This window comes from Shinella sp. M27 (assembly GCF_049199905.1).
Taxonomy (GTDB): Bacteria; Pseudomonadota; Alphaproteobacteria; order Rhizobiales; family Rhizobiaceae; genus Shinella.
The window spans coordinates 45414-67329 of record NZ_JBLZPK010000028.1 but is presented as its reverse complement, the minus strand read 5'-3'; the positions used below and the strand labels follow the sequence as shown (position 1 = coordinate 67329).

Annotated in this window: 23 protein-coding genes; 10 read left to right on the top strand and 13 right to left on the bottom strand. The window is 63.6% G+C overall.

The annotated features are described in order from the left end of the window. Positions 1 to 37: 37 nt before the first annotated feature. Positions 38 to 1363 (top strand): aspartate aminotransferase family protein, encoded by a 1326-nt coding sequence (locus ACOZK4_RS11195; RefSeq protein ID WP_421591956.1) that lies wholly within the window; start codon positions 38 to 40, stop codon positions 1361 to 1363. A 56-nt stretch (positions 1364 to 1419) separates the two neighbouring features. Here ACOZK4_RS11195 and ACOZK4_RS11190 read toward each other — a convergent pair whose 3' ends face one another. Both ACOZK4_RS11190 and ACOZK4_RS11185 read right to left on the bottom strand, forming a co-directional pair. Continuing rightward, positions 1420 to 3033, bottom strand: a complete 1614-nt coding sequence (locus ACOZK4_RS11190) for an SDR family oxidoreductase (RefSeq protein WP_421592021.1) — start codon at positions 3031 to 3033, stop codon at positions 1420 to 1422. 5 nt (positions 3034 to 3038) lie between these two features. After that, positions 3039 to 3449, bottom strand: a complete 411-nt coding sequence (locus ACOZK4_RS11185; RefSeq protein ID WP_421591955.1) for a thiol-disulfide oxidoreductase DCC family protein — start codon at positions 3447 to 3449, stop codon at positions 3039 to 3041. Positions 3450 to 3563: 114 nt separating this feature from the next. Between ACOZK4_RS11185 and ACOZK4_RS11180 the strand changes: the two genes are divergently transcribed. The 4 genes from ACOZK4_RS11180 (at position 3564) to ACOZK4_RS11165 (ending at position 6715) form a co-directional block, all read left to right on the top strand. Beyond that, positions 3564 to 4433: an aldose 1-epimerase family protein gene (locus ACOZK4_RS11180; RefSeq protein WP_421591954.1), complete on the top strand. Its 870-nt coding sequence runs from the start codon at positions 3564 to 3566 to the stop codon at positions 4431 to 4433. A 63-nt stretch (positions 4434 to 4496) separates the two neighbouring features. Continuing rightward, complete coding sequence (gene ade, locus ACOZK4_RS11175) at positions 4497 to 6191, top strand: adenine deaminase (protein ID WP_421591953.1); 1695 nt, start codon at positions 4497 to 4499, stop codon at positions 6189 to 6191. 57 nt (positions 6192 to 6248) lie between these two features. Further along, on the top strand, positions 6249 to 6449 hold the full coding sequence (locus tag ACOZK4_RS11170; RefSeq protein WP_313528072.1) for a hypothetical protein: 201 nt from the start codon (positions 6249 to 6251) through the stop codon (positions 6447 to 6449). Next, positions 6446 to 6715: a hypothetical protein gene (locus ACOZK4_RS11165; RefSeq protein ID WP_421591952.1), complete on the top strand. Its 270-nt coding sequence runs from the start codon at positions 6446 to 6448 to the stop codon at positions 6713 to 6715. Before ACOZK4_RS11170 ends, ACOZK4_RS11165 begins: the two co-directional genes overlap by 4 nt. Here the strand turns inward: ACOZK4_RS11165 and ACOZK4_RS11160 are convergent. Further along, positions 6712 to 8355: an alpha-glucosidase gene (locus ACOZK4_RS11160; RefSeq protein WP_421591951.1), complete on the bottom strand. Its 1644-nt coding sequence runs from the start codon at positions 8353 to 8355 to the stop codon at positions 6712 to 6714. The genes ACOZK4_RS11165 and ACOZK4_RS11160 overlap by 4 nt on opposite strands. 149 nt (positions 8356 to 8504) lie before the next feature. On the opposite strand from ACOZK4_RS11160, the gene ACOZK4_RS11155 reads away from it, so the two are divergent. From ACOZK4_RS11155 to ACOZK4_RS11140, 4 genes are all read left to right on the top strand, one after another. Continuing rightward, positions 8505 to 9509 carry an Ldh family oxidoreductase gene (locus ACOZK4_RS11155; protein ID WP_421591950.1) on the top strand — a complete coding sequence of 335 codons (1005 nt, stop codon included), beginning with the start codon at positions 8505 to 8507 and terminating at the stop codon, positions 9507 to 9509. A 17-nt stretch (positions 9510 to 9526) separates the two neighbouring features. After that, positions 9527 to 10441 carry a sugar kinase gene (locus tag ACOZK4_RS11150; protein ID WP_421591949.1) on the top strand — a complete coding sequence of 305 codons (915 nt, stop codon included), beginning with the start codon at positions 9527 to 9529 and terminating at the stop codon, positions 10439 to 10441. A 98-nt stretch (positions 10442 to 10539) separates the two neighbouring features. Then, complete coding sequence (locus ACOZK4_RS11145) at positions 10540 to 11091, top strand: YbhB/YbcL family Raf kinase inhibitor-like protein (RefSeq protein ID WP_421591948.1); 552 nt, start codon at positions 10540 to 10542, stop codon at positions 11089 to 11091. A gap of 65 nt (positions 11092 to 11156) precedes the next feature. Further along, positions 11157 to 11963 (top strand): AraC family transcriptional regulator, encoded by an 807-nt coding sequence (locus ACOZK4_RS11140; protein WP_421591947.1) that lies wholly within the window; start codon positions 11157 to 11159, stop codon positions 11961 to 11963. Positions 11964 to 12065: 102 nt separating this feature from the next. Here ACOZK4_RS11140 and der read toward each other — a convergent pair whose 3' ends face one another. The 3 genes from der to ACOZK4_RS11125 form a co-directional block, all read right to left on the bottom strand. After that, positions 12066 to 13496: a ribosome biogenesis GTPase Der gene (gene der / locus ACOZK4_RS11135; protein WP_421591946.1), complete on the bottom strand. Its 1431-nt coding sequence runs from the start codon at positions 13494 to 13496 to the stop codon at positions 12066 to 12068. 37 nt (positions 13497 to 13533) lie between these two features. After that, entirely contained in the window at positions 13534 to 14205 is a 672-nt protein-coding gene (locus ACOZK4_RS11130; protein ID WP_421591945.1) for a tetratricopeptide repeat protein, read from the bottom strand. A 90-nt stretch (positions 14206 to 14295) separates the two neighbouring features. After that, on the bottom strand, positions 14296 to 14892 hold the full coding sequence (locus tag ACOZK4_RS11125; protein WP_421591944.1) for an NnrU family protein: 597 nt from the start codon (positions 14890 to 14892) through the stop codon (positions 14296 to 14298). Between the two features lie 151 nt (positions 14893 to 15043). Here ACOZK4_RS11125 and ACOZK4_RS11120 point away from each other — a divergent pair, with 151 nt between their 5' ends. Continuing rightward, positions 15044 to 16045 (top strand): polysaccharide deacetylase, encoded by a 1002-nt coding sequence (locus ACOZK4_RS11120; RefSeq protein WP_421591943.1) that lies wholly within the window; start codon positions 15044 to 15046, stop codon positions 16043 to 16045. 5 nt (positions 16046 to 16050) lie between these two features. Here the strand turns inward: ACOZK4_RS11120 and sbmA are convergent, their stop codons facing one another. The 7 genes from sbmA to ACOZK4_RS11085 all read right to left on the bottom strand — a co-directional run bounded on the left by sbmA (position 16051) and on the right by ACOZK4_RS11085 (position 21875). Beyond that, positions 16051 to 17328: a peptide antibiotic transporter SbmA gene (gene sbmA, locus ACOZK4_RS11115; protein ID WP_421591942.1), complete on the bottom strand. Its 1278-nt coding sequence runs from the start codon at positions 17326 to 17328 to the stop codon at positions 16051 to 16053. 95 nt (positions 17329 to 17423) lie between these two features. Next, complete coding sequence (locus ACOZK4_RS11110) at positions 17424 to 18614, bottom strand: YbfB/YjiJ family MFS transporter (protein ID WP_421591941.1); 1191 nt, start codon at positions 18612 to 18614, stop codon at positions 17424 to 17426. A gap of 88 nt (positions 18615 to 18702) precedes the next feature. Next, a complete protein-coding gene (gene map / locus ACOZK4_RS11105) occupies positions 18703 to 19455 on the bottom strand; it encodes a type I methionyl aminopeptidase (protein ID WP_421591940.1) in 753 nt (250 codons plus the stop codon). Positions 19456 to 19500: 45 nt separating this feature from the next. After that, positions 19501 to 20562: an LLM class flavin-dependent oxidoreductase gene (locus tag ACOZK4_RS11100; RefSeq protein ID WP_421591939.1), complete on the bottom strand. Its 1062-nt coding sequence runs from the start codon at positions 20560 to 20562 to the stop codon at positions 19501 to 19503. Positions 20563 to 20643: 81 nt separating this feature from the next. Continuing rightward, positions 20644 to 21069, bottom strand: coding sequence for a type II toxin-antitoxin system VapC family toxin (locus ACOZK4_RS11095; RefSeq protein WP_421592020.1), 426 nt, complete (start codon positions 21067 to 21069; stop codon positions 20644 to 20646). Next, positions 21066 to 21323 (bottom strand): type II toxin-antitoxin system Phd/YefM family antitoxin, encoded by a 258-nt coding sequence (locus ACOZK4_RS11090; RefSeq protein WP_421592018.1) that lies wholly within the window; start codon positions 21321 to 21323, stop codon positions 21066 to 21068. The genes ACOZK4_RS11095 and ACOZK4_RS11090 overlap by 4 nt, the downstream gene beginning before the upstream one ends. Positions 21324 to 21389: 66 nt before the next feature. After that, entirely contained in the window at positions 21390 to 21875 is a 486-nt protein-coding gene (locus ACOZK4_RS11085; protein WP_421591938.1) for an SRPBCC family protein, read from the bottom strand. Positions 21876 to 21916 lie beyond the last annotated feature (41 nt).

Here is a 21916-nt window from a genome sequence, read left to right as displayed (position 1 = left end):
GGCTGGCCCGGCATTCCAAACACCATGGAGAGACCGCATGTCCAACCGCCTCAACACACCCAACGATCTGCGCGCCTTCTGGATGCCATTCACGGCCAACCGGCAGTTCAAGAAGGAACCGCGGCTCTTCGTCGGCGCCAAGGACATGTATTACACGACCCATGACGGCCGTCAGGTGCTGGACGGCACCGCAGGCCTCTGGTGCGTCAACGCCGGCCACTGTCGCCCGAAGATCACCGAGGCGATCCGCGAGCAGGCCGGCGAACTCGACTATGCGCCCGCCTTCCAGCTCGGCCATCCCAAGGCCTTCGAGCTTGCCAACCGCCTCGTCGATATCGCGCCCGAGGGCATGAACCACGTGCTCTACACCAATTCCGGCTCGGAATCGGTCGAGACCGCGCTGAAGGTGGCGCTCGCCTATCACCGCGCCAAGGGCGACGGCTCGCGCTTTCGCCTCATCGGCCGCGAGCGCGGCTATCACGGCGTCAATTTCGGCGGCATCTCCGTCGGCGGCATCGTCTCGAACCGCAAGATGTTCGGCACGCTCCTGACCGGCGTCGACCACATGCCGCACACCCACTTCCCCGACAAGAACGCGTTTTCGCGCGGCGAGCCGGAGCATGGCGGCGACATCGCCAGCGAATTGCAGCGCATCATCACGCTGCATGACGCCTCCACCATCGCCGCCGTCATCGTCGAGCCGGTCGCCGGCTCCACCGGCGTGCTCATCCCGCCGAAGGGCTATCTCCAGAAGCTGCGCGAGATCTGCACGCAGCACGGCATCCTCCTGATCTTCGACGAAGTCATCACCGGTTTCGGCCGCCTCGGCGCCCCCTTCGCCGCACAGTATTTCGATGTGAAGCCCGACATCATCACCACCGCCAAGGGTCTGACCAACGGCGTGATCCCGATGGGCGCCGTCTTCGTGACGTCGGAAATCCACGACACGTTCATGAACGGCCCGGAGCACATGATCGAGTTCTTCCACGGCTATACCTATTCCGGCAACCCGATCGCCTGCGCCGCGGCCCTCGGCACGCTCGACACCTACAAGGAAGAAGGCCTGCTGACCCGCGCCAGCGAGCTTGCTTCCTACTGGGAAGACGGCCTGCATTCGCTGAAGGATTGCCCCAACGTCATCGATATCCGAAATGTCGGCCTGATCGGCGCCGTCGAGCTCTCGCCGATCGCCGGCGAGCCGACCAAGCGCGCCTTCAACGCCTTCCTCAAGGCCTATGAGCAGGGCCTGCTCATCCGTACGACGGGCGACATCATCGCGCTCTCGCCGCCGCTGATCGCCGAAAAGCACCATATCGACGAGCTGTTCGGCAAGCTACGCGACGTGCTTCAGAACAACATCTGATCCGGTCTATCGGGACCACGGACATGGCGGCTTCGGCCGCCATTTTCGTTTGAGGATCAAAGCCGGCGCAGTTGGCCGGAATAGTGCACGACGGTGCCGATGCCGGGCAGAGCGATCGGCACGTCGAAGCAGAAATCCTCACCCTCCGCCCACTCCCGCGCCTCGCTTCTCGGCGCAAGCCAAAGCGGCATGGGAACACCGAAGACGAACCAGCCGCGCATCACCATCGTCAGGCCGTGTGCATCGGACGGCAGATCGAAGGAAAACCGCATTGGCCCGAAGCGTTCGACAAGGCGCGTACCGGACTGGCTGAGTTCGCTTGAAAAGCACTTGCCGGCAAAATCCCGCGTCCAGCGCTCCACCCCGTCGCGCTCCTCGAAGGCGACATGCAGATCATGCTCACCCTCCGGCGGAAAGCGCATGACGGCGCAGACCAGCCGGGCCAGCAGCGAGCGGCCACGCCGGACCCACCCGCGCCCGGCAGCGCCGCCATCCCCGATGACGTCATGCATCCCACGGACCGGCTCCGGCAGACGACTGTAGTCCGGGCCGATCACACGGCGGTAGAGCGGCACATAGGGCCTGTCCTCCACCGCATGGGCAATCGCCAGCCGCGAAAAATGCGGTTCGAAATCCTCCAGTGCAACCGCGCCCGCCGCATGGCGTGACCCCGGCGCGAGCGTGCCCGCGGCAATGGCATTGGCCAAAACATGGGCGGCAATAGTCGGGATTTCCGGACCGTCTCCCTCTTCGGCAATCAGCGTCCAGCGCCGAACGCGCGCGCCATCCTCACCCCATGCCTTCACCTCGATCGCCATGGCCGACCGATCCGAGCCGAGGCGCGCGCTCAAGCTTTGCAGCGGTAACAGCCATCTGGCGAAAGGCGACAGCGATGCTAGCCATCCCCATTTCACCGGCCAGCTGAGCAGCCACAACGTGAGAAGCTGAAACGCGAATTCCGGCCCCGCGCGAAAAATCGTCGCCGGGCGGCCGGGAACGGTATCCGGCACGATCGTATGATCCGGCACATCGGCAAGCGCCACCAGCCGGCGTATCGGCGTACGGCCTGGCACCTCGAAACGCTCCCGCCGCAGCCGGTGCCAGCCGGTCTCCTCACGCCAGCGTCCGGCACGCCACAGGCGGAGCGGCTGGCCGACATAACTCAGGATCGCCGCCGCCACCGATGCGCCCGCCGTCGCACGGTTCGAAGCGCTGATCGCCATCTCGATTGAGCGTACTTCAACCATATCCTTGCACAGCGCGGCAATGACCGCGCCGGAAAGGGCCGGAACGCTCGATCCGCCGGAGATGACAATGACGTTGGCCGCCCGCGCCGCCGCATCCAGCCGGGCGATGCCGCTGACGAAATCGCGGGCGTCGGCGAGATCGACATAGTGCACGCCGCAGGCGATGCAGGCTTCAACGACGCGATAGCTGCTGCCCTGAAACGGCCCGGCCGCATCGATCAGGAGAAAGGGACGATGCGCCGTGAGCACGGGTCGCAGGTCGCCGTTCCGGTCGGCCACCAGCGCCTGCGCCTGGGGCAATTCCGCCGCAAGGCGCTCGGCGGCTTCGCGATTGCGCCCAGCCACCAGCACCGCCCAGCCATCCGCCGCCAGCCGCCGGCAGAGACGAGCGCCGAACCCACCGTAACCGCCGAGAACGACCACGCTTCTCAAAGCACGCGTTCTGCATCGCCGGGCGACGGCACCCAGCAGGTTTCGCGCCGCCCGAAGATGCGGTAGCGATTGCGCGCCAGCCAGCGATAGGCGGGATCGCGCAGAAAGCCGGGAATGAACCGCAGCACGGCAATGGCCTTCCAGGGCCAGCCGAGACCGGCATAGATCGCCAGCACTGCATCGCTGTCCTTCAGCACGGCATCGCCGTCAACGATGATCAGGCTTTCCGGATTGGCCGGATCGATGCCGAAACGGCGATAGAGCGCCGCCCCCGTGGCCTTCTGCATGGACGCGAGGCGGAAGCGGCGGGCGCGATCATGCCGCAGCACGAATTGCGCATTGGCCGAGCAGAGAATGCACTCTGCATCGAAAACGATGATCGGCCCCGCCTTGTCGTCCTGTTTCATGCCGTCATCCTATTTCGGCGCTCCGGTGCTATCAACCGAATTCCCCCAACAGTCGGCGCGCAAAACCCGGCGATCCGCGCTAGACTGCGACAATTGTCCGTGAAAGGAGATTCGATGCCGAGCCTCACCCGCATTGCCAATGCTGACCTTTCGGTCGACGTCTCCTCGCTTGGCGCCGAAATGCAGTCAATCACCACAACGGACGGCAAGGCCTGGCTCTGGAACGGCGACGCCGCCTTCTGGACGGGGCGCTCGCCCGTGCTTTTCCCCATCGTCGGCAAGGCGCCCGATGACACGGTCATGATCGACGGAACGGCCTATGCGATGGCCCAGCACGGTTTTGCCCGGCGGCGGGAATTTGCGCTCGAAAGCACGACGGCCACCGCCTGCCGCTACCGGCTCGAAGCCTCCGAGGAAACCCGTGCCGTCTATCCCTTCGACTTCGGGCTCACCGTCGAGCACAGTCTCGACGGCCGGACGCTGACCGTGGTCTCCACGGTGGAAAACCGCGGCGACACGCCCATGCCCTTCGGTTTCGGCTATCACCCCGCCTTCCTCTGGCCGCTGCCCGGCGGCGCTGGAAAACCACACACGATAACGCTCGACAATGCCGGCGAGCCGAAGCGCCAGCCCCTGGAAAAGGGACTGCTCTCGACAAGCCGCATACCTTCCCCCTTCGACAATGGCCGGATCGAGCTGGCGCAGGATCAATTCCTCGACGATGCGATGGTCTTTCCCGAGGGCGCTGGTGACGGCCTCACCTACGCCGCCGAGGGTGGGCCGGCGCTGAAATTTCACTTCGAGAACCTGCCGAACCTCGCGCTCTGGACGAAACCCGGTGCGCCCTTTCTCTGCATCGAGCCCTGGCACGGCACGGCGGCGGAATTCGGCAGGTCACGTGAATTGCGCGATCGTCCCTTCACGACGGTGCTTCTCCCCGGAGAAAACCGCCGTTTCGCCTTCTCCGTCACCTTTCCCGGCTGATCGGCCTTTCTTCTCGCCGGGACGTCGCTAGAGTCTTTTGAAAAGGATTCGGGAGACATCGCCATGGCCGATTTGGAACGCTACATCGATCAGGGAACCGGTCGCGAGCCCGCCGACATCGTGCTCAAGGGCGGGCAATTCTTCGATCTCGTTACGGGTGAGCTGGTCGCCTCCGATATTGCGATTTCGGGCGAGCGTATCGTCGGCACCTGCGGTCCTTACAAGGGCCGCACGGAGATCGACATTACCGGCCGCATCGTCGTGCCCGGCTTCATCGATACGCATCTGCACATCGAATCCTCGCTGGTCACGCCGCATGAATTCGACCGCTGCGTGCTGCCCTATGGCGTGACGACCGTCATCTGCGATCCGCACGAGATCGCCAATGTGCTGGGCAGCGAAGGCATCGAATTCTTCCTGGACAGCGCGCTGGAAACCATCATGGACATCCGCGTGCAGCTGTCGAGCTGCGTGCCGGCGACGCATCTGGAAACGTCGGGCGCCGATCTGCCGATCGAGCGCCTGCTGCCCTTCCGCCATCACCCGAAGGTCATCGGCCTCGCCGAATTCATGAATTTTCCCGGTGTCATCCACAAGGATCCCGTCTGTCTTGCCAAGCTCGAGGCCTTTCAGGGCGGCCATATCGACGGCCACGCACCGCTTCTGCGCGGCAATGACCTCAACGGCTATCTCTCGGCCGGCATCCGCACTGAGCATGAATGCACGAGCGCCGAGGAGGCGCTGGAAAAAATCCGCAAAGGCATGCACATTCTCGTGCGCGAGGGCTCCGTCTCCAAGGACCTGCACGCCCTGCTCCCCATCATCACCGAACGCCTCTCGCCCTTCATCGCGCTCTGCACGGATGACCGCAACCCGCTCGACATCGCCGAACAGGGCCATCTCGATTACATGATCCGCACCGCGATCAGCCACGGCCGCGCGCCGCTCGCCGTTTATCGCGCCGCCTCCATCTCCGCCGCCAAGGCTTTCGGCCTCAGCGATCGTGGTCTTGTCGCGCCCGGCTGGCGGGCCGACATCGTCGTCATCGACACGCTGGAAAACTGCAAGGCGGAGATGGTGTTCTCAGCCGGCCGCAAGGTGGACGACGCGCTCTTCGCCACCCGCAAATCCGTCGCCCCCGTCGGTCTCGACAGCGTGAAGGCGCGGCCGGTCAATGCCGCGCATTTCGCCGTGCCCGTCAGCGACGGAGAAACACCCGTCATCGGCGTGCTGCCGGGAAAGATCATCACCGAGCACCGCCGCTATAGCCTGCCGGCGCGCGGCAACCAGACATCTGTCGATCTCGCGCGCGACATTATCAAGGTCGCCGTCATCGAGCGTCACGGCAAGAACGGCAACCATGCCAATGGTTTCGTCCAGGGTTTCGGGTTGAAGAAAGGCGCGATCGCCTCGACCGTCGGCCATGACAGCCACAATATCTGCGTCGTCGGCGTGGACGAGGACGACATGGCGCGCGCCGCCAACCGGCTCGGCGAGATCAAGGGCGGCTTCGTGGTGGTGGAAGACGGCAAGGTCACCGGTGAAATCGCGCTCCCCGTCGCCGGCCTGATGAGCCTAGAACCCTATGAGAGCGTGCGCGACACCCTGCACCACCTCCGCCAAGCCGCCTTCGCACTCGGCGCCACGCTGGAAGAACCCTTCCTCCAGCTCGCCTTCCTGCCGCTGCCCGTTATTCCGCATCTGAAGATTTCGGATCGGGGGATGGTGGATGTGGATCGGTTCCAACTAATCGGGTGAGGCCGCCCTTTCCGCTTACAGTTCCATATCGTACACTCTGTACGAAAGGATTTTGAGATGACAAAGCTGGAGCAAATCGAAAAGAGCGTCGCGGAACTGAGCCCGGAGGAGTTCGAGCGGTTTACCGCGTGGTTTGAGACCCTTCAAGCCGCCAGGTGGGATCGGGAATTGGCAGAGGATGCGGCCAGCGGTGCATTGGACGAGCTAGCCGAACGCGCCCTTTCGCAGTTCCGCAGCAACCGCACACGCCCGCTTTGAAGCACCACGCGACAGATGCGTTCTGGAAATGCTACGACGCGCTTCCCGCACATATACGTCAACAGGCCGATAAGAATTTCGAGCGGCTCAAGGCTGATCCCGAACATCCCTCACTGCAGCTGAAACCCGTCGGACGCTTCTGGTCCGCGCGGGTCGGCTTGTCCTGGCGCGCGCTGGCGGTAAAGGACCCGGAGAGTGAAACGCTCGTCTGGTTCTGGATCCGTTCACACGCCGAATATGACCACCTTGTCGGGCGTCAGCGCTAAAGCCGCACACAGGCCATATCCAGCCCATCAAGCTCGATCGCCCCGTTCTTCAGCTTGGCCCCAAAACCCGGCACCTGCAGCGGTTCGCCGAGTTTCAGCGACTTCGCCGGCACGAATTCGGCCTTTTCGCGCGTCAGGTTGAAGACGAAAAGCAGCTTTTCACCACCCTTCTCGCGGGTGAAGGCAAGAATGTCCTGGTTGGAATGCACGAAAGACATGTCGCCGTCATGCAGCGCGTCGTGCTCCCTGCGGAAAGCGAGCGTGGCCCGGTAGTGGTTGAGCACGGAGCCGGCGATCTTTTCCTGCGTATCGACGGCATGGCGGGCGTGATCTTCCGGCACCGGCAGCCAGGGTTTGCCCGTGCTGAAGCCCGCATGGGCCTCGCTGTGGTTCCAGGGCATCGGCGTGCGGCACCCGTCGCGGCCCTTGAAGGCCGGCCAGAAGCGGATGCCGTAGGGATCGCGCAGGTCCTCGAAGGCGAGGTCCGCCTCGGTCAGGCCGAGCTCTTCGCCCTGATAGAGGCAGATCGAGCCGCGTAGCGTGGAGAGCAGCGTGATGGCGAGTTTGGCGACGCGCTCGCGCTCTTCCGGCACCTGAATGAACCGGCTGACATGGCGGTTCACATCATGGTTGGAAAAGGCCCAGCAGACCCAGCCATCCGTCACCGCGCGCTGGAAACTCTGCACGCATTTGCGCACATGCTCAGCGGTGAAATCCGGTCCCAGCAGGTCGAACGTGTAGCACATGTTGAGCTTGTCGCCGCCACCAGTGTATTCGGCAACCGTCTTCAGCGAACGCGCACCGTCGCCCACCTCGCCGACTGTCATGCGGCCCTCGTATTCGTCCAGCAGCGAACGGAAACGCTTGAGGAAGGCGACGTTTTCCGGCTGCGTCTTGTCGTAGCGATGCGTCTGCATGCCGTAGGGGTTCACGTCGGGCGCATCGAGGCCGATGCCGTCGGGGTCCGGCTCGTGGGGCGGGTTGTCGCGCAGCTTCTTGTCGTGGAAATAGAAATTCACGGTATCTAAGCGGAAGCCGTCCACGCCGCGGTCGAGCCAGAAGCGCACGGTCTTCAAAAGCGCGTCCTGCACATCCGGATTGTGGAAATTGAGATCCGGCTGCGAAATCAGGAAGTTGTGCATGTAATATTGCTTGCGCACGCCGTCCCATTCCCAGCCCGGCCCGCCGAAGATCGACAGCCAGTTGTTCGGCGCCGTGCCATCCGGCTTCGGATCGGCCCAGACATACCAGTCGGCCTTGGGATTTGCGCGGCTGGAGCGGCTCTCGACGAACCAGGGATGCTGGTCGGAGGTGTGCGAGATCACCTGGTCGATGATGATCTTGATGCCGAGCTTGTGGGCTTCCGCCAGCATCACATCGAAATCGGCGAGCGTGCCAAACATCGGGTCGACATCGCAATAATCCGAGACGTCATAGCCCATGTCGCCCATCGGCGACTTGAAGAACGGCGAGAGCCAGATCGCATCGACGCCGAGCGAGGCGATGTGCCCGAGCCGCTTCGTGATGCCCCTGAGATCCCCCATGCCGTCCCCAGTCGTGTCCTGGAACGAGCGCGGATAGACCTGGTAGATGACCGCACCGCGCCACCAGTCGTCGGCTTTCTTGGGGGACTTCGCCATGCGTTGCTGCTCCGTTTTCCAATGCGTCGTACGAAGATGTAACGCGGGGGCATGGGAGCGTAAACGGCCGGCGCCCGATTTTTCGAAGGTTGACGAAGCAGGCCTGCGCCTGAATGATGTCGGCAAATTCCATAGAGAAGGTTGATCGCATGGTCGATGACGTCACCCTTTCCCCGCGCGAAGCAATCGAACTGGCGAAGACCGCGCTGATGCGCGTCGGCATGGCCGAACCGGCCGCGATCGCACTCGCGCAGGCAACCGTCGAGGCCGAGACGGCGGGCAAACAGGCCGTCGGCTTCGCCCACCTGACCGACTATCTCCGAAGCCTCGTCGATGGCAGGATCGCCGGAAAGGCTGAACCGCAAATCACGTCTCCGGTGCCGGCCATCCTGAAATGCGATGCGATGGGCGGGGTGGCGCAGCACGGCTTTTCGATTGCGCGGGAGGAACTGGCCTCAAAGGCGAAAACCTTCGGCATCGCGGTCTTCACCGTCTGCAACGGCTATACGACCGGCGAACTCGGCTGGTATGCCGCAAGCCTCGCAAGCGATGGCCTCGTCGCTATTGCCGCAACCAACAGCCATGCCGTGCTGGCCGGTGCGGGTAGCCGCACCCCGGTTTACGGCACCAATCCGCTCGCCTTCGCCGCACCGCTCGAGAATGACGAAATTCTGCTGATCGACCAGTCGTCGAGCGCCACGGCGCTGGTCAATGTCCGGGATGCCGCCGCCCGTGGCGTGGCAATCCCGGACGGCTGGGCCATCGATCAGGACGGGCAGCCGACGACCGATCCCTTTGTTGCCATGCAGGGCGCGCTCGTCGCGTTCGGCGGCAGCCGCGGCGCCAACATCGCGCTCATGGTCGAGGTGCTCGCCGCGGGCCTGACAGGCGGCAACTGGTCGCTCGATGCCGCGGATTTCCAGGCGGGCGAGACATCGCCGGGCATCGGGCTCTTCGTTCTGGCGCTTTCGCCGCAGCTCTTTGCCGATCATTTTTCGGCCCGGCTTTCAGAGCAGGCCAGGCGGCTTTCGGCTGACTATAATGTCCACGTTCCCGGCCTGGACCGCGTGAAGCGACAGCGAACGGCGGAAACCACAGGCATCCGCTTGCCCCGCCAACTCTTTGATAGTATTTCCTCTTTCCGGCGGAATTAGCCGGGGGGATTTTCGATATGGCAGGACGGTTGCTCTCGATTGGCGAGTGCATGGTGGAACTGATGCAGGCCGAGGGCGGCCTGATGCGCAAGAGCTTCGCCGGCGACACGTTTAACACCGCCTATTATGCCCGCCAGTATCTGCCGGCCGATTGGCATGTCGATTATTTCTCCGCCATCGGCGTCGACAGGATTTCCGACGAGATGCGCGCCTTCATCACCGGCCACGGCATCGGCACGCAAACCATCGCCGGTATCGAAGGCCGCTCGCCCGGCCTCTACATGATCTATCTCGACAAAGGCGAGCGCAGCTTCTCCTACTGGCGCTCGGTTTCGGCCGCAAAGCTTCTGGCGCACGATGGCGACCGGCTGCGCGCCGCCATCGAAGCCTCCGATATCATCGTCTTCTCCGGCATCACGCTGGCGATCCTGCCGCCGGAGGATGTCGAGACGCTGCTTTCCGAACTGCGCCGCGCAAAGGCTGCCGGAAAACGCGTCGTCTTCGATCCGAACATCCGCCCTCGTCTCTGGGATGATAGGAACACTATGCGTGCGACGATCACCGAAGGCGCGCGGGCCGCAACGCTCGTCATGCCGAGCCTCGACGACGAGACCACCCATTTCGGCGATGCCTCGCTGGAGGATACGATCGCCCGCTACCGCGCGCTGGGCGTGGATGGCTTGGTGGTGAAGGATGGCAGCAAGGGCGCCACACTCGTCTTCGGCGACACGCGCAGCCATGTGCCCTCCGCAGAGGTCAAAACGATCGTCGATACGACCAGCGCCGGCGACAGTTTCAACGGCGCATTCCTCGCCCACCTGGCGGTGGAGAACAACCCGGAGGCCGCCGCCCGCTTCGCCGCTGATGTTGCCGCCGCCGTCATCCAGCATCACGGCGCACTGGTAGCGAAGGACAAGCTGCCGAGAGGCTGATTGATCGGATCGGCACCAAAAACGATCGGCTAAGCGCCGACGCGGGGTGAAATCCATCCTAGTCTTCCCCTGCCTCTCATCGAAGACAGGAAAGATCCATGACATCGTCACGCTTCATCGCGGCGCTTGCCGCCACCCTCTCCCTTTGCCCGCTCACCGCGCAAGCGGCCGATTTCACCGTCACCAGCGAGGCCTTCGCCTCCGGCACGGTGCAATCGGCGCAGTTCTCCGACATCATGGGCTGCACGGGAGAAAACCTCTCGCCCGATATCCATTGGTCGAACGCACCCGAAGGCACCAAGAGCTTCGTCGTCACCGTCTATGACAAGGATGCGCCGACCGGCTCCGGCTGGTGGCACTGGGTGGTGATCGATCTGCCGGCCAATGCCGATTCGCTTGCCGCCGGTGCCGGCAATGGCAAGGCGAAACTACCCGACGGCGCGCGCATGACGCCGACGGATATGGGCGCGCCCGGTTTCCTCGGCGCCTGCCCGCCCGAAGGGCCGGAGCATGACTATACGATCACCGTGAAGGCGCTCGGCATCGACAAGCTGCCGGTGCCGGACAATGCCACGCCCGCCATGGTCGGCTTCGTCAGCAATATGAACGCGCTCGCCACGGCGACAATCACGGCAAAGGGCAAGCGCTGAGCGCATATGCCTTGCCCGGACCTGTCGAGAACGGATAGGTTCGGGCGAGACATTGGATGGACCGGATGAACATCGCCATACGCCCCGATATCGGCGCTTCGGCCCGCATCGTGCAGTATAACCGGCTTCGCTATGCCAATATCCTGATCAACCGTCCTGTCCTTATCCTCGTCGAGCGTGGCACGAAGATTCTGCGCAGCAACGAGGAGGAATGGGCCGTACCGGCAGGCGGCTGCATCGCGCTCGCCCAGGGCGAGACCTTCGACGTGATGAATATTGCCGAAGGCGAGCGGGCCTACGAAGCGCGCTGGATCGCCTTCGAGCCCGATACCGTCAGCGCTTTTGCCGGAAAATCGGGCCAGGGCCAGCCCTTCCCGCGCGCCTTTCCCATCCTGTCTCCGCATGCGGGATTCTACGGCGCCTTTACCGATTGCGCCCAGGCGATCGTCGAGCCCGGCGGCATTCCCGATGCGATCGCCCGTCACCGGCTGGGCGAACTCCTGCTCTGGCTCGATCTCGCCGGCGGGCGCTTCGCGCTGCCGCGGCCGGCCGGCTTCAGCGACCGCGTGCGCGGTCTCCTCTCCGCCGATCCCGCTCGCGACTGGGCGAGCGCGCGCCTGTGCGACGCCCTCGGCGTCAGCGAGGCAACGCTGCGGCGCAAGCTTGCGGCAGAGAAATGGTCGTTCCAGTCCTTGCTGATCGATGTGCGCATGTCGATCGCCATGCAGCTCCTGCAATCCACCGACCTGTCCATCCTGCGCGTTGCGGAGGCAGTCGGCTACGAATCGCAATCGCGCTTCGCGGCGCGGTTCCGCGCACGCTTCGGCTTTGCGCCGAGCGCGATACGCGGACACATCCGGCCCGATTCCTAGAGCATTTCTGGTGAACACTGGTTCACCAGAAATGCTCTATCTCGTGTTTTGCCGCATTATCCGACGCCGAAGCGACTTCGCTTCGGCTGGAAATGCTCTAGATCAGCGCTTCTTCTTCGCCTTCGAAGCAAACGGGTTATCCGTCGCCTTGAAGTGGATGCGGATCGGCACGCCCGGCAGGTTGAAGTCGTTGCGCAGGCCGTTCGTTAGGTAGCGGATATAGGATTCCGGCAGCGCATCCGGACGTGTGCACGACACCATGAAGCCCGGCGGACGGGCCTTCACCTGCGTCATGTATTTCAGCTTCAGGCGGCGGCCGGAAACGGCCGGTGGCGGATGCTGCGTCTGCTGTGCATCCAGCCAGCGGTTGAGCTTGGCGGTCGAGATGCGGCGGTTCCAGGTGCGGTCCGTTTCGATCACGGCCTGCATCAGCTTGTCGAGACCACGGCCGGTCTGGCCGGAAACCGGCACGGCGCGGATGCCGCGCGCCTGCGGCAGCAGACGGTCGGTCTTTTCACGCAGATCCGCCAGCACCGCCTGCGGGTCGTCGATCAGGTCCCATTTGTTGAAGGCGAGCACGGCGGCGCGGCCTTCGCGCAGTACGAAATCGACGATCTGCAAGTCCTGCTTCTCGAACGGGATCGTCGCGTCGAACATGATGACGACGGTCTCGGCAAAGCGTATGGCACGAAGACCGTCGGCGACGGAGAGCTTTTCCAGCTTCTCCTGCACCCTGGCCTTGCGCCGCATGCCGGCCGTGTCGAACATTTTGATCGTGCGGCCCTTCCAGTCCCACTCGACGGAAATCGAGTCGCGCGTGATCCCGGCTTCCGGGCCGGTCAGCAGACGGTCTTCGCCGAGAAAACGGTTGATCAGCGTGGACTTGCCGGCATTCGGACGGCCGACGATGGCGACGCGCAACGGCTTCGTCTCGTCATATTCCGGCTCGAAATCCTCGTCCTCTTCCGCCGCTTCGGCCAATTCGGCGCGCACGTCGATATCGGTGACGGCTTCATCGTCCTCGGGATAGGCGCGCTCCTCGCCGATCGCCGCGACGATGGCGTCGCGCAGATCGAGCATGCCCTGGCCGTGTTCGGCGGATATCGGTGTCGGTTCGCCCAGGCCAAGCGTATAGGCATCATAGAAGCCGCCGTCGGAGCCCTTGGCTTCCGACTTGTTGGCGACGAGCACCACCGGCTTGCCCTTGCGGCGCAGCATGTCGGCGAGCGCGGTATCGACCGGCGTCAAGCCCGTCTTGGCATCGACGACGAAGAGCGACAAGTCCGCCTCTTCGATCGCCGCTTCCGTCTGGGCGCGCATGCGGCCCTGCAGCGTCTCCGGTGCGGCCTCTTCGAGACCGGCCGTGTCGATGATGCGGAATTTCAGGTCGATGAGCTTGGCATCGCCCGGCCGGCGGTCGCGGGTGACGCCGGGCGTGTCGTCGACGAGCGCGAGCTTCTTGCCCACGAGCCTGTTGAACAGGGTGGACTTGCCGACATTGGGTCGTCCGACAATGGCGACGGTGAAGCTCATGGACGTGTTCCGTTTCGTGACCGGCGAAAGACCGGCTTTAGGAGGACAGCTTGCCGCTTGCCGTGATCAGGTCAAGCAGCATCTGCGCGCGGTTGGCGACGTTGCGCGGGCTTTCGCTGTCGTTGATGATGGCCTCGAACCATTCCTTGGCGCGGGCATAGTCCTCATGCTTGTAGGCGGAGAGGCCCAAAACCTCGCGGGCGGAGTGGCGAAGCGCGCTCTGCGGCGTGGCGAGCTGTTCGGCTTCCGCCGAAACCTGCTCGTAGGTGCCGGTATCGACCAGAAGATAGGCAGCGCGCAGGCGGGCGGCATCGCGCAGCGCTTCCGGCACGGCGCTGTCCTTGGCGATCGCCGTGAAGGCATTGACGGCGCCCTGCGCGTCGGTTGCCGCCAGAAGCGAGGCGGACCGCATACGAGCGAGCACCGGATAGGAGCCGAAGCCATCCTTTTCGAGCGCGGTCAGCGCCGCAAGCGCTTCGTCGTTCTTGCCTTCGCGGGCAAGGGTCAGCGCGCCGAGGAAGCTGTCGCCGGCGGCCGACGCTTCGCTGTCGCGCCAATATTCGTAGCTCACCTTGCCGATCGTGCCGAGAACGACGAGGACGGCGGCGGCGATGAGGATGCGGCCAAAACGCTTCCAGACCAGACGCATCTGGTCGGAGCGAAGTTCCTCGTTCACCTCGCGGATAAAGCTGTCGTCCTGATTTACCATTCCCTGCCCGGCTCTTGCTGACGATTGGAGTTGCCGCCTTCTACCGCATTTTCACGGCGTTGTAAGGGGGCAGGCGCGAAAAGCCCCAGCTCAGCCGATCGATACGGGCAGCGGAGCGACGCCGATCACCAATTCGTGCAGCTTGAGGACGATCACAGCATAGAGTGCGAGGCCGACGACGACGGCGATGAGGTCGTATTTCGCCGAGACGAAAACCGGCAGCCTGGTCTCGCCGGCCGCGATGCGCTTCTTCAGCGTGATGCGCAGGATGACGGCCCAGGCGAGGATCGTGACGAAGAGCAGCACCGAATAGCTCTCGCCGTTTGCCAGGAGATGGGCAAGCGCCCAGATCTTGATGGCGACGAGGATCGGGAACTTCAGCTTCGTGCGGATATAACCGGCCGGCAGGAAACCGGCGACGAGACAGATCGAGGCGATCAGCATCAGTGTCAGCGCGATATGTGCCATGAAGGTCGGCGGGGAGTAGAGTATCGCGCCACCGTTTTCCCGCGCATCGACAAACCCGTAAGCAATGAGCGCGAGGCTGAGCAACGACAGGATGCCATGCACCGCCATCCAGCCCGGCTTGCCGAGCGCGGCGATGGCGGCGTTGCGCAGGCCCGGCGCGAAGGGGCGCAGAAGATGCGAGGCGATGAAGAGAACGAGACCGGCGATCAGCAACGTCATGGAAATATCCCTTGAATAAAGGCCGGCCCGATAGCCGTTCCCATTGGAATAGCCGTCACGGCGCGACAATTCCAGCCCGATCAAAGGCCCATCAAAGGATTGCCGCATTCCGAAACGATGACAGACCCTTTGCAAATTGTCGCGGGTAGCCATGTTGTCTCGATTTTCCCTCCTCCCCCTCGCAGTCCTGCTCGCCGCAGGCCCCGTTCTCGCCAAGGACGACGCGATCGAGCCGGCCAGACGCAAGCAGCTCGTCATCGTCTCCTTCGACGGCGCACACGACAATCTGCTGTGGGAGAAAAGCCGGGCCATGGCCAAGCGCACCGGCGCGCATTTCACCTATTTCCTGTCCTGCACCTTCCTCTTCCCCAAATCGGAACGCGCGCAATATCAGGCGCCGCATGAAAAACGCGGCCGTTCCAATGTCGGCTTCGCACCCGACAAGGAGGACACGGTCCTGCGGCTTGGCGAAATCTGGCTGGCGAAGTTGGAGGGCCACGACATCGGCAGCCATGCCTGCGGCCATTTCGACGGCGGCAAGTGGAGCGCCGAGGACTGGAAGGCCGAATTCACCTTCTTCCAGCAGGCGCTGAAGACGGCCTGGCAGAGTGCCGGCGTCGGTGAGCGCGAACCGGCAGGCTGGCAGGATTTTGCCGGGAAGGACATCAAGGGGTTTCGCGCGCCCTACCTTTCGGCCGGCAGCGGCCTGGTCAAGGCGCTGGAAGCGAGCGGCTTCACCTATGATGCCAGCCTCGTGACCAAGGGACCGGCCATGCCCGTCGCCAGCGGCGAGATCCAGCGCTTCGGCCTGCCGCTGATTCCGGAGGGCACCGCGCAGCGCCCGGTCATCGCCATGGACTACAATCTCTATGTTCGGCACTCCAAGGGCAAGGAGGCTCCCGAAAAGAGCGCCGCCTTCGAGGAAAGCACGCTTGCCGCCTACCGCGCCGCCTTCGCCAAGCAATATGCCGGCGAGCGCGTGCCCCTCCAGCTCGGCTTCCATTTCGTGGAGATGAATGCCGGCGCCTATTGGCGCGCGCTCGATACGTTCCTCACGGAAACCTGCGGCAAGAGCGATGTCGCCTGCGTCAGCTACGCCGAAGCCCTCGACATTCTCGCCAAAGAGAAAAGGGCGACCGAAGCCGCCCTCTAAGAGTGTTACGGCTCGTTGGCCGCAAGCTCGCCTTCATCCGCCGCCCGTTGCAGATAGCGTTCGTCGATATCCGGCAGCGGCTTGTCGTCGATCGCCGCTTCGAAGGCCTTCAGACGCTTGTGGATCGAGAGCAGCTCGATGATCGTCGACCAGTAGTTCACGAGATACTGGAACGAGTTGCTGACCTCGCCGAAGGCGGTGGCGATCTGCTGCCAGGTGCCCATGGTGATGCGGCCGGCCACGATGGTCGGGATGAGGATGAAGTTCAGGAAGATCGCGTCGAGCTGGCCATAGCCGAAGCGTGCGACGTTGAAATAGCAGTAGTGCCAGTACATGCGGAAATAATTGCGCCGCACATTGCCGAACAGCTCCTTTACCGTGACGGGGTCGGCACGATCAGCATGGTCTTCGCCATAGACGAGTTCCTTACGATAGGCCGCCTCGACGCGCTGGTTGCGGAATTGCAGGCCGGGCAGCTTGATACCGGCGATGGCGAGCAGCGCCGTACCGAACAGCGACCAGATGATGGCGAGCCAGAACAGCGCGTGGGGAACGGCACCGATGACAGGCAAGTCGCCGACATATTCCGACATGCGGAACAAGATCGGCAGGAACACCACCAGCGTCATGATGGAATTGATGAAGGTGACGCCGAGCCCTTCGAGGATATTAGCAAAGCGCATCGTGTCTTCCTGCACACGCTGCGAGGCACCTTCGATATGGCGCAGCTTCGACCACTTGGACATGTAGTAGTCGTTCATGGCGGTACGCCAGCGGAAGACATAGTGGTTGGTGAAGAAGGCCGTGACGACGTTCAGCACCACCCCGACCATGCCGATTTCGAGGAAGCGTAGCTGCAACGAGAAGAGCTGGTCGGCCGTCACATTGCCCTGCTTGGAGAGCGCCGCCTGGAAGAGATCGAAGAACGGGCCGCGCCAATTGTTGAGCGCGACCGACACCTGCACCGAGAAATAGGCGATGAAGATGATGAAGGCCGAACCCCAGATGGCCCAGTTCGCCCAGGGATGATTGCGCGCGATGGCTTTCCAGACGAAGCCGAAGATCAGCACGAAGATCGTGAAATAGAGGTAGAACCAAAGGTTGTCAGGCGAGAAGAAATAGGCAAGCCCGATCGGAGCCTTCTCGTCAGGCCCGAGCGGCGGCAGGCCGATGGCCGCGCCCATTTGCGGCCCCACCGTGTACCAGACGGCGATGCAGATGATGGCCCATACGGCACCGGAGGTGAAGAACAGCTTCGGTTGCGGGAAGAAGGAATGGAACAAGGCGCGAAACTTTCGTTTTCTGATGGCAGCAGCGCCGCCGGTTCGCGCCGAACCTAGAGGAGTTTGCGAACAGCAACAATCGCCAAGCGCCCGGATTACCGAGATTTAATGGAAAGCGTTCCGCCCAGCACGACGATCACCGCAGCCAGCAACAGGATGGCGGCGGCAGCAAGGCTGGGCAGGAGATAGCTGCCGGTGCGGGCAGCAAGGAAACCCGCGCCGAGCGGCCCGAGGATCTGGCCGACACCGAAGGCCGCCGTCATCAGCGCCAGGACCTGCCGCGGGCTTTCGCTCGCCAGAACCCGGCCAAGCTGCAGACCGTAAGCGGTGATGACGATAAAGGTGAGGCCGAGCAGAACCCCGCCGATCAGCGCCGAGGCCGGAAACGGCAGCGTCACGGTGACGGCAACGCCGACCATCTCGACCAGCAGCGCCGCGAGATAAGCCGCCGCCACGCCATAACGTCGCACCACCGGCTTCCAGGCGAGGACGGAGACGGCGGCGGCGGCGCCCGTCACCAGCCAGGTCAGACATTCGAGCAGCGGGCTGTGAGCGCCTTCGCGGGCGATCGCAACGATGAAGGTGGCGGTGACGACATAGCCGATGCCGAACAGGCCATAGCTCAGCGTCAGCGCCACGAGCGGCCGCGTCCAGACGATGGCCGGCTCGCGCCGCGCGCCCGCATGGCTTTCCGGGCGTGGCAGAAGTCCCATCACCACGATCAGTCCGATGGCCCCAAGTGCGGCCCCGGCAAGCCAATCGATGCGCCAGGTCGGAAGCGTCGGCGTATCGATGAGCGAGAGCAGATAGACCAGCAGCGCCGAAACCACGATGCCGAAGCCGACACCGGAAAAATGCGCCATCTGCACGCGCGGATCGCCATGACGCAGACCGATGGACAACACGATGCCGGAGGTGAAGATCATGGCGAAGGCGCTGGCAAGGCCGGCGAGAAACCGCACGACGGACAGCGCCGCGACGCTGGAAAGCAACCCCATGGCGACGAGCAGCACGACGGTAGACACCAGCGCGCCTATGGCAAGGCGCCGCTCGAGCCCGGCGGCCCAGCCATAGGCGGCCAGCACCGCACCGAGCAGATAGCCCGCGAAATTGGCCGCGGCGATGATACCGGCATCGGCGGCATTCAGCCCAAGGCCCGCCATCATGCCCGGCAAAACCGGCGTGTAGAAGAAGCGGCCGAGGCCCATGGCGACGGCCATAGCGACCGCACCGGCAAAGGCTGCCCGGACGGGCTCATGCGACAGGAATGGCGTGCGCTGCATCATGGCGCGACCATCGCACTGCAACATGGCCGCGACAAACGAGATTAATTGATCGACGGATCAGCGCCGGTGAAGGCTCGAAGAGCGCGGTTCAACCCGGCAGCGTCACGACCAGCGGCCCGTTGCGCGTGGCGACGACCGTGTGCTCGAACTGCACCGTCGGCGCGTTAGGCTCGCTGTAGAGCGTCCATTCGTCCCGGTCGCCGCTTTCGGCCCAGTTGGCGCCGAGCGACAGGAAGGGTTCGACCGTAAAGACGAGGCCGTCCGTCATGCGACGCGTTTCCTGCGGATCGGGCCAGGTGGCGATTTCCGTCGGCTCTTCGTGCAGCGAGCGGCCTACACCGTGGCTGGCGAGATTGGCGATCAGCGTGTAGCGGTTCTTGCGGGCGAATTCGCCGATGGCATTGCCCACCTGCGCCAGCGGCTTGCCCGCCTTCACTTCCTTGAGACCGACCCACAGCGCCCGCTTGCCATCCCGGCAAAGCCGCTCCACCGCCGGCGTCGAACGTCCCAGAACGAAGGACGCGCCCGTATCGGCAAAGTAGCCGTCGAGCACCGCCGAGACATCGATATTGACGAGATCGCCGTCCCGGATCACCCGGTCGCCCGGAATGCCATGCGCGACTTCCTCATTGACGGAAATGCAGGTCGCGCCCGGAAACTTGTAGCAGCTTTCCGGCGCCGACACGGCACCTGCGGCCTCCAGCATGCGCCGGCCGATCAGGTCGAGTTCGGCCGTCGTCATGCCTGATCGTACCGCCGTCTGCATGTGCTGCAGCACATTGGCGCAGATCCGGCCGATGGCTTTCAGGCCGTTGAGGTCGTCGTCGTTTTCCAGGGTCATCGTTTCTCTCTTTCGCGGGCGTCCTATCACGCCCGCGCGCCGCTGTCAGGCGGAAGCAGGCTCGGACTTCGCCGATTGCTCCGCCAGCATCTCGCGCACGAGCGGGGCGACGCGGGTGCCGTATAGCTCGATTCCCCGCAAAATTTGATCATGCGGCATCAGGCCGATCGCCATCTGCAACAGGAAGCGGTCGTTCTTGAAGATCTTCTGGTGCGCAACGATCTTGCGGGCCACCGTCTCGGGATCGCCGAGGAAGAGATGGCCGGTCGGCCCGGTCGACTGGTCGAACTGCGCCCGGCTCGTAGGCCCCCAGCCGCGCTCGCCGCCGATACGGTTCATCACCGCGACCTGCGGGCCATAGAAGGCATCCGCCGCCGCTTCGGTCGTATCGGCGATGAAACCATGCACGTTGATGCTGGTCTTCAGCTTCGCCTCGTCCTGCCCGGCACGGCGCGCGGCTTCCCGGTAGAGATCAAACAGCGGCGCATAACGCGACGGCGTGCCGCCGATGATGGCAAGCGCCAGCGGCAGGCCATAGGCGCCGGCCCGCGCCACCGATTGCGGCGTACCGCCAACGGCGATCCAGATCGGCATCCTGCCATGCGCGGGACGCGGATAGACGCCGAGCCCCGGCAGCGGTGCGCGCATCGTGCCGGTCCAGGAAACCTTTTCGCTCTCGTTGATCGCCAGCAGCAGATCGAGCTTTTCCTCGAAAAGCACGTCGTAATCGTCAAGCGCATAGCCGAAGAGCGGGAAGGATTCGATAAACGAGCCACGCCCCGCCATGATTTCCGCCCGGCCTCCGGAAATGAGATCGACCGTCGCGAACTGCTGGAATACGCGAACCGGATCGTCCGACGAGAGCACCGTCACGGCGCTGGACAGCCGGATATTCTTCGTCCGCGCCGCGGCGGCGGCCAGCACCACGGCAGGTGCCGAGGCGGCATAATCCGGCCGATGATGCTCGCCCAGCCCGAAGACATCGAGCCCCACCTGATCGGCAAGCTCGATTTCCTCAAGCAGGTTCTTCAGCCGCCGCTCCCCTTCTCGCCCCTTGTCGGCTGCGGTGGGATCGACGTCGGCAAATGTATAGAGGCCAAGTTCCATGGAGATGTTCCGGATGAGAGGTTTTTCCTCACATATGGCTGGCAATGGCCGGTTGAAAGGGTGGATCGGGAAACAGTGTGTTTACGGGTCAAGCCAGGGGTTGAGGATGCGAATGCCGGCCCCCTCGAAATCCGCGACATTGCGCGTGACGAGGGCCATGTTATGCACATGAGCCGTCGCGCCGATCAACCCGTCTCGCTCCGGCCGCCGGTCGGGAACGGATAGCTCCGCAAATCGCAGCACCACGGCCAGATCGACGGGAAGGATACGATCCTTGAAGAAGGGCAGCACGGTCCCGTCAAGCCATTTGCGAAGAGGCTCGCCCTGCCGTGCATCGCGCCGCTCCATCTGCCGGACGCCGATCTCCAGTTCTAGGACCGACATCGCGGACATGTGACAGAGCGCCGGCGGCACCGATCGCGACCAGCGCAGGACATTGACGTCGATACGCCCGGAAGAAGCCTTTCGCAACTCCGACACGACATTCGTATCGAGCAGATACATCAGCCGAAATCCACCGGCTTCAGGCCGAAATCACGAAGTTTGGGCGGGTCGAACTCCACATCCGCAGCATTGGGCATGGCAAGCATGTCCGCGAGTGTGCCCTCCCCGCTGGTCAACCGTCTGTACTCCTCGATGGAGAGGAGGACATGGCCGGGCCGCCCTCGGTCCGTGATGAACACGGGACCGCTTTCCGCGGCCTTCTTGGCCTTGCCGGTATCCTGATTGAATTCGCGGCTGGACATGACGGTCATGGCAATCTCCATTTGCAGGAACGTTACTACAAATAGAGATCACTGTCACGCCAAGTAAGGGCGACCTTCAGCTCAAAGCTTCGATGCCACCTCTTCCAGCTGTGTCGCCACCTGGCCCCAGCCCTCATGGAAACCCATCTTCTCATGCGCTTCGCAATCCTCCACGCTCCAGTGGCGGGCGATGGCGGTGTAGCGCGTCTGGCCGTTGCCGAGATCGTCGAACAGGATTTCGGCGCTGAAAAAGGCCTTTTCGGTCGGCTTCCAGTCGGGGCCGAAGGCATCGGTCGTGATGATGCGCCTGTCCTTCTCGACCTTCAGGAAGACGCCTGTCGAATCCATGTGGAAACCGTCCGGACCGGTCATGACCGTGCGGAACTTGCCGCCGTCGCGCGGTTCCATGTCCACGAGGGCAAGCGCGTAGGGCTTCGGCATGAACCATTCCTTCAGAATATCCGGCGTCGTCCAGGCCTTGAAAAGCTGGGCGGGCGTGGCGTTCAGCACGCGGGTCAGCACCAGTTCGCGGTTGTTGGCAGGCTTGATTTCGGCGTTGACGTTCATGGGGGACCTCCTCGTCGGGTATGTTGGTCGGTTCGTATCAA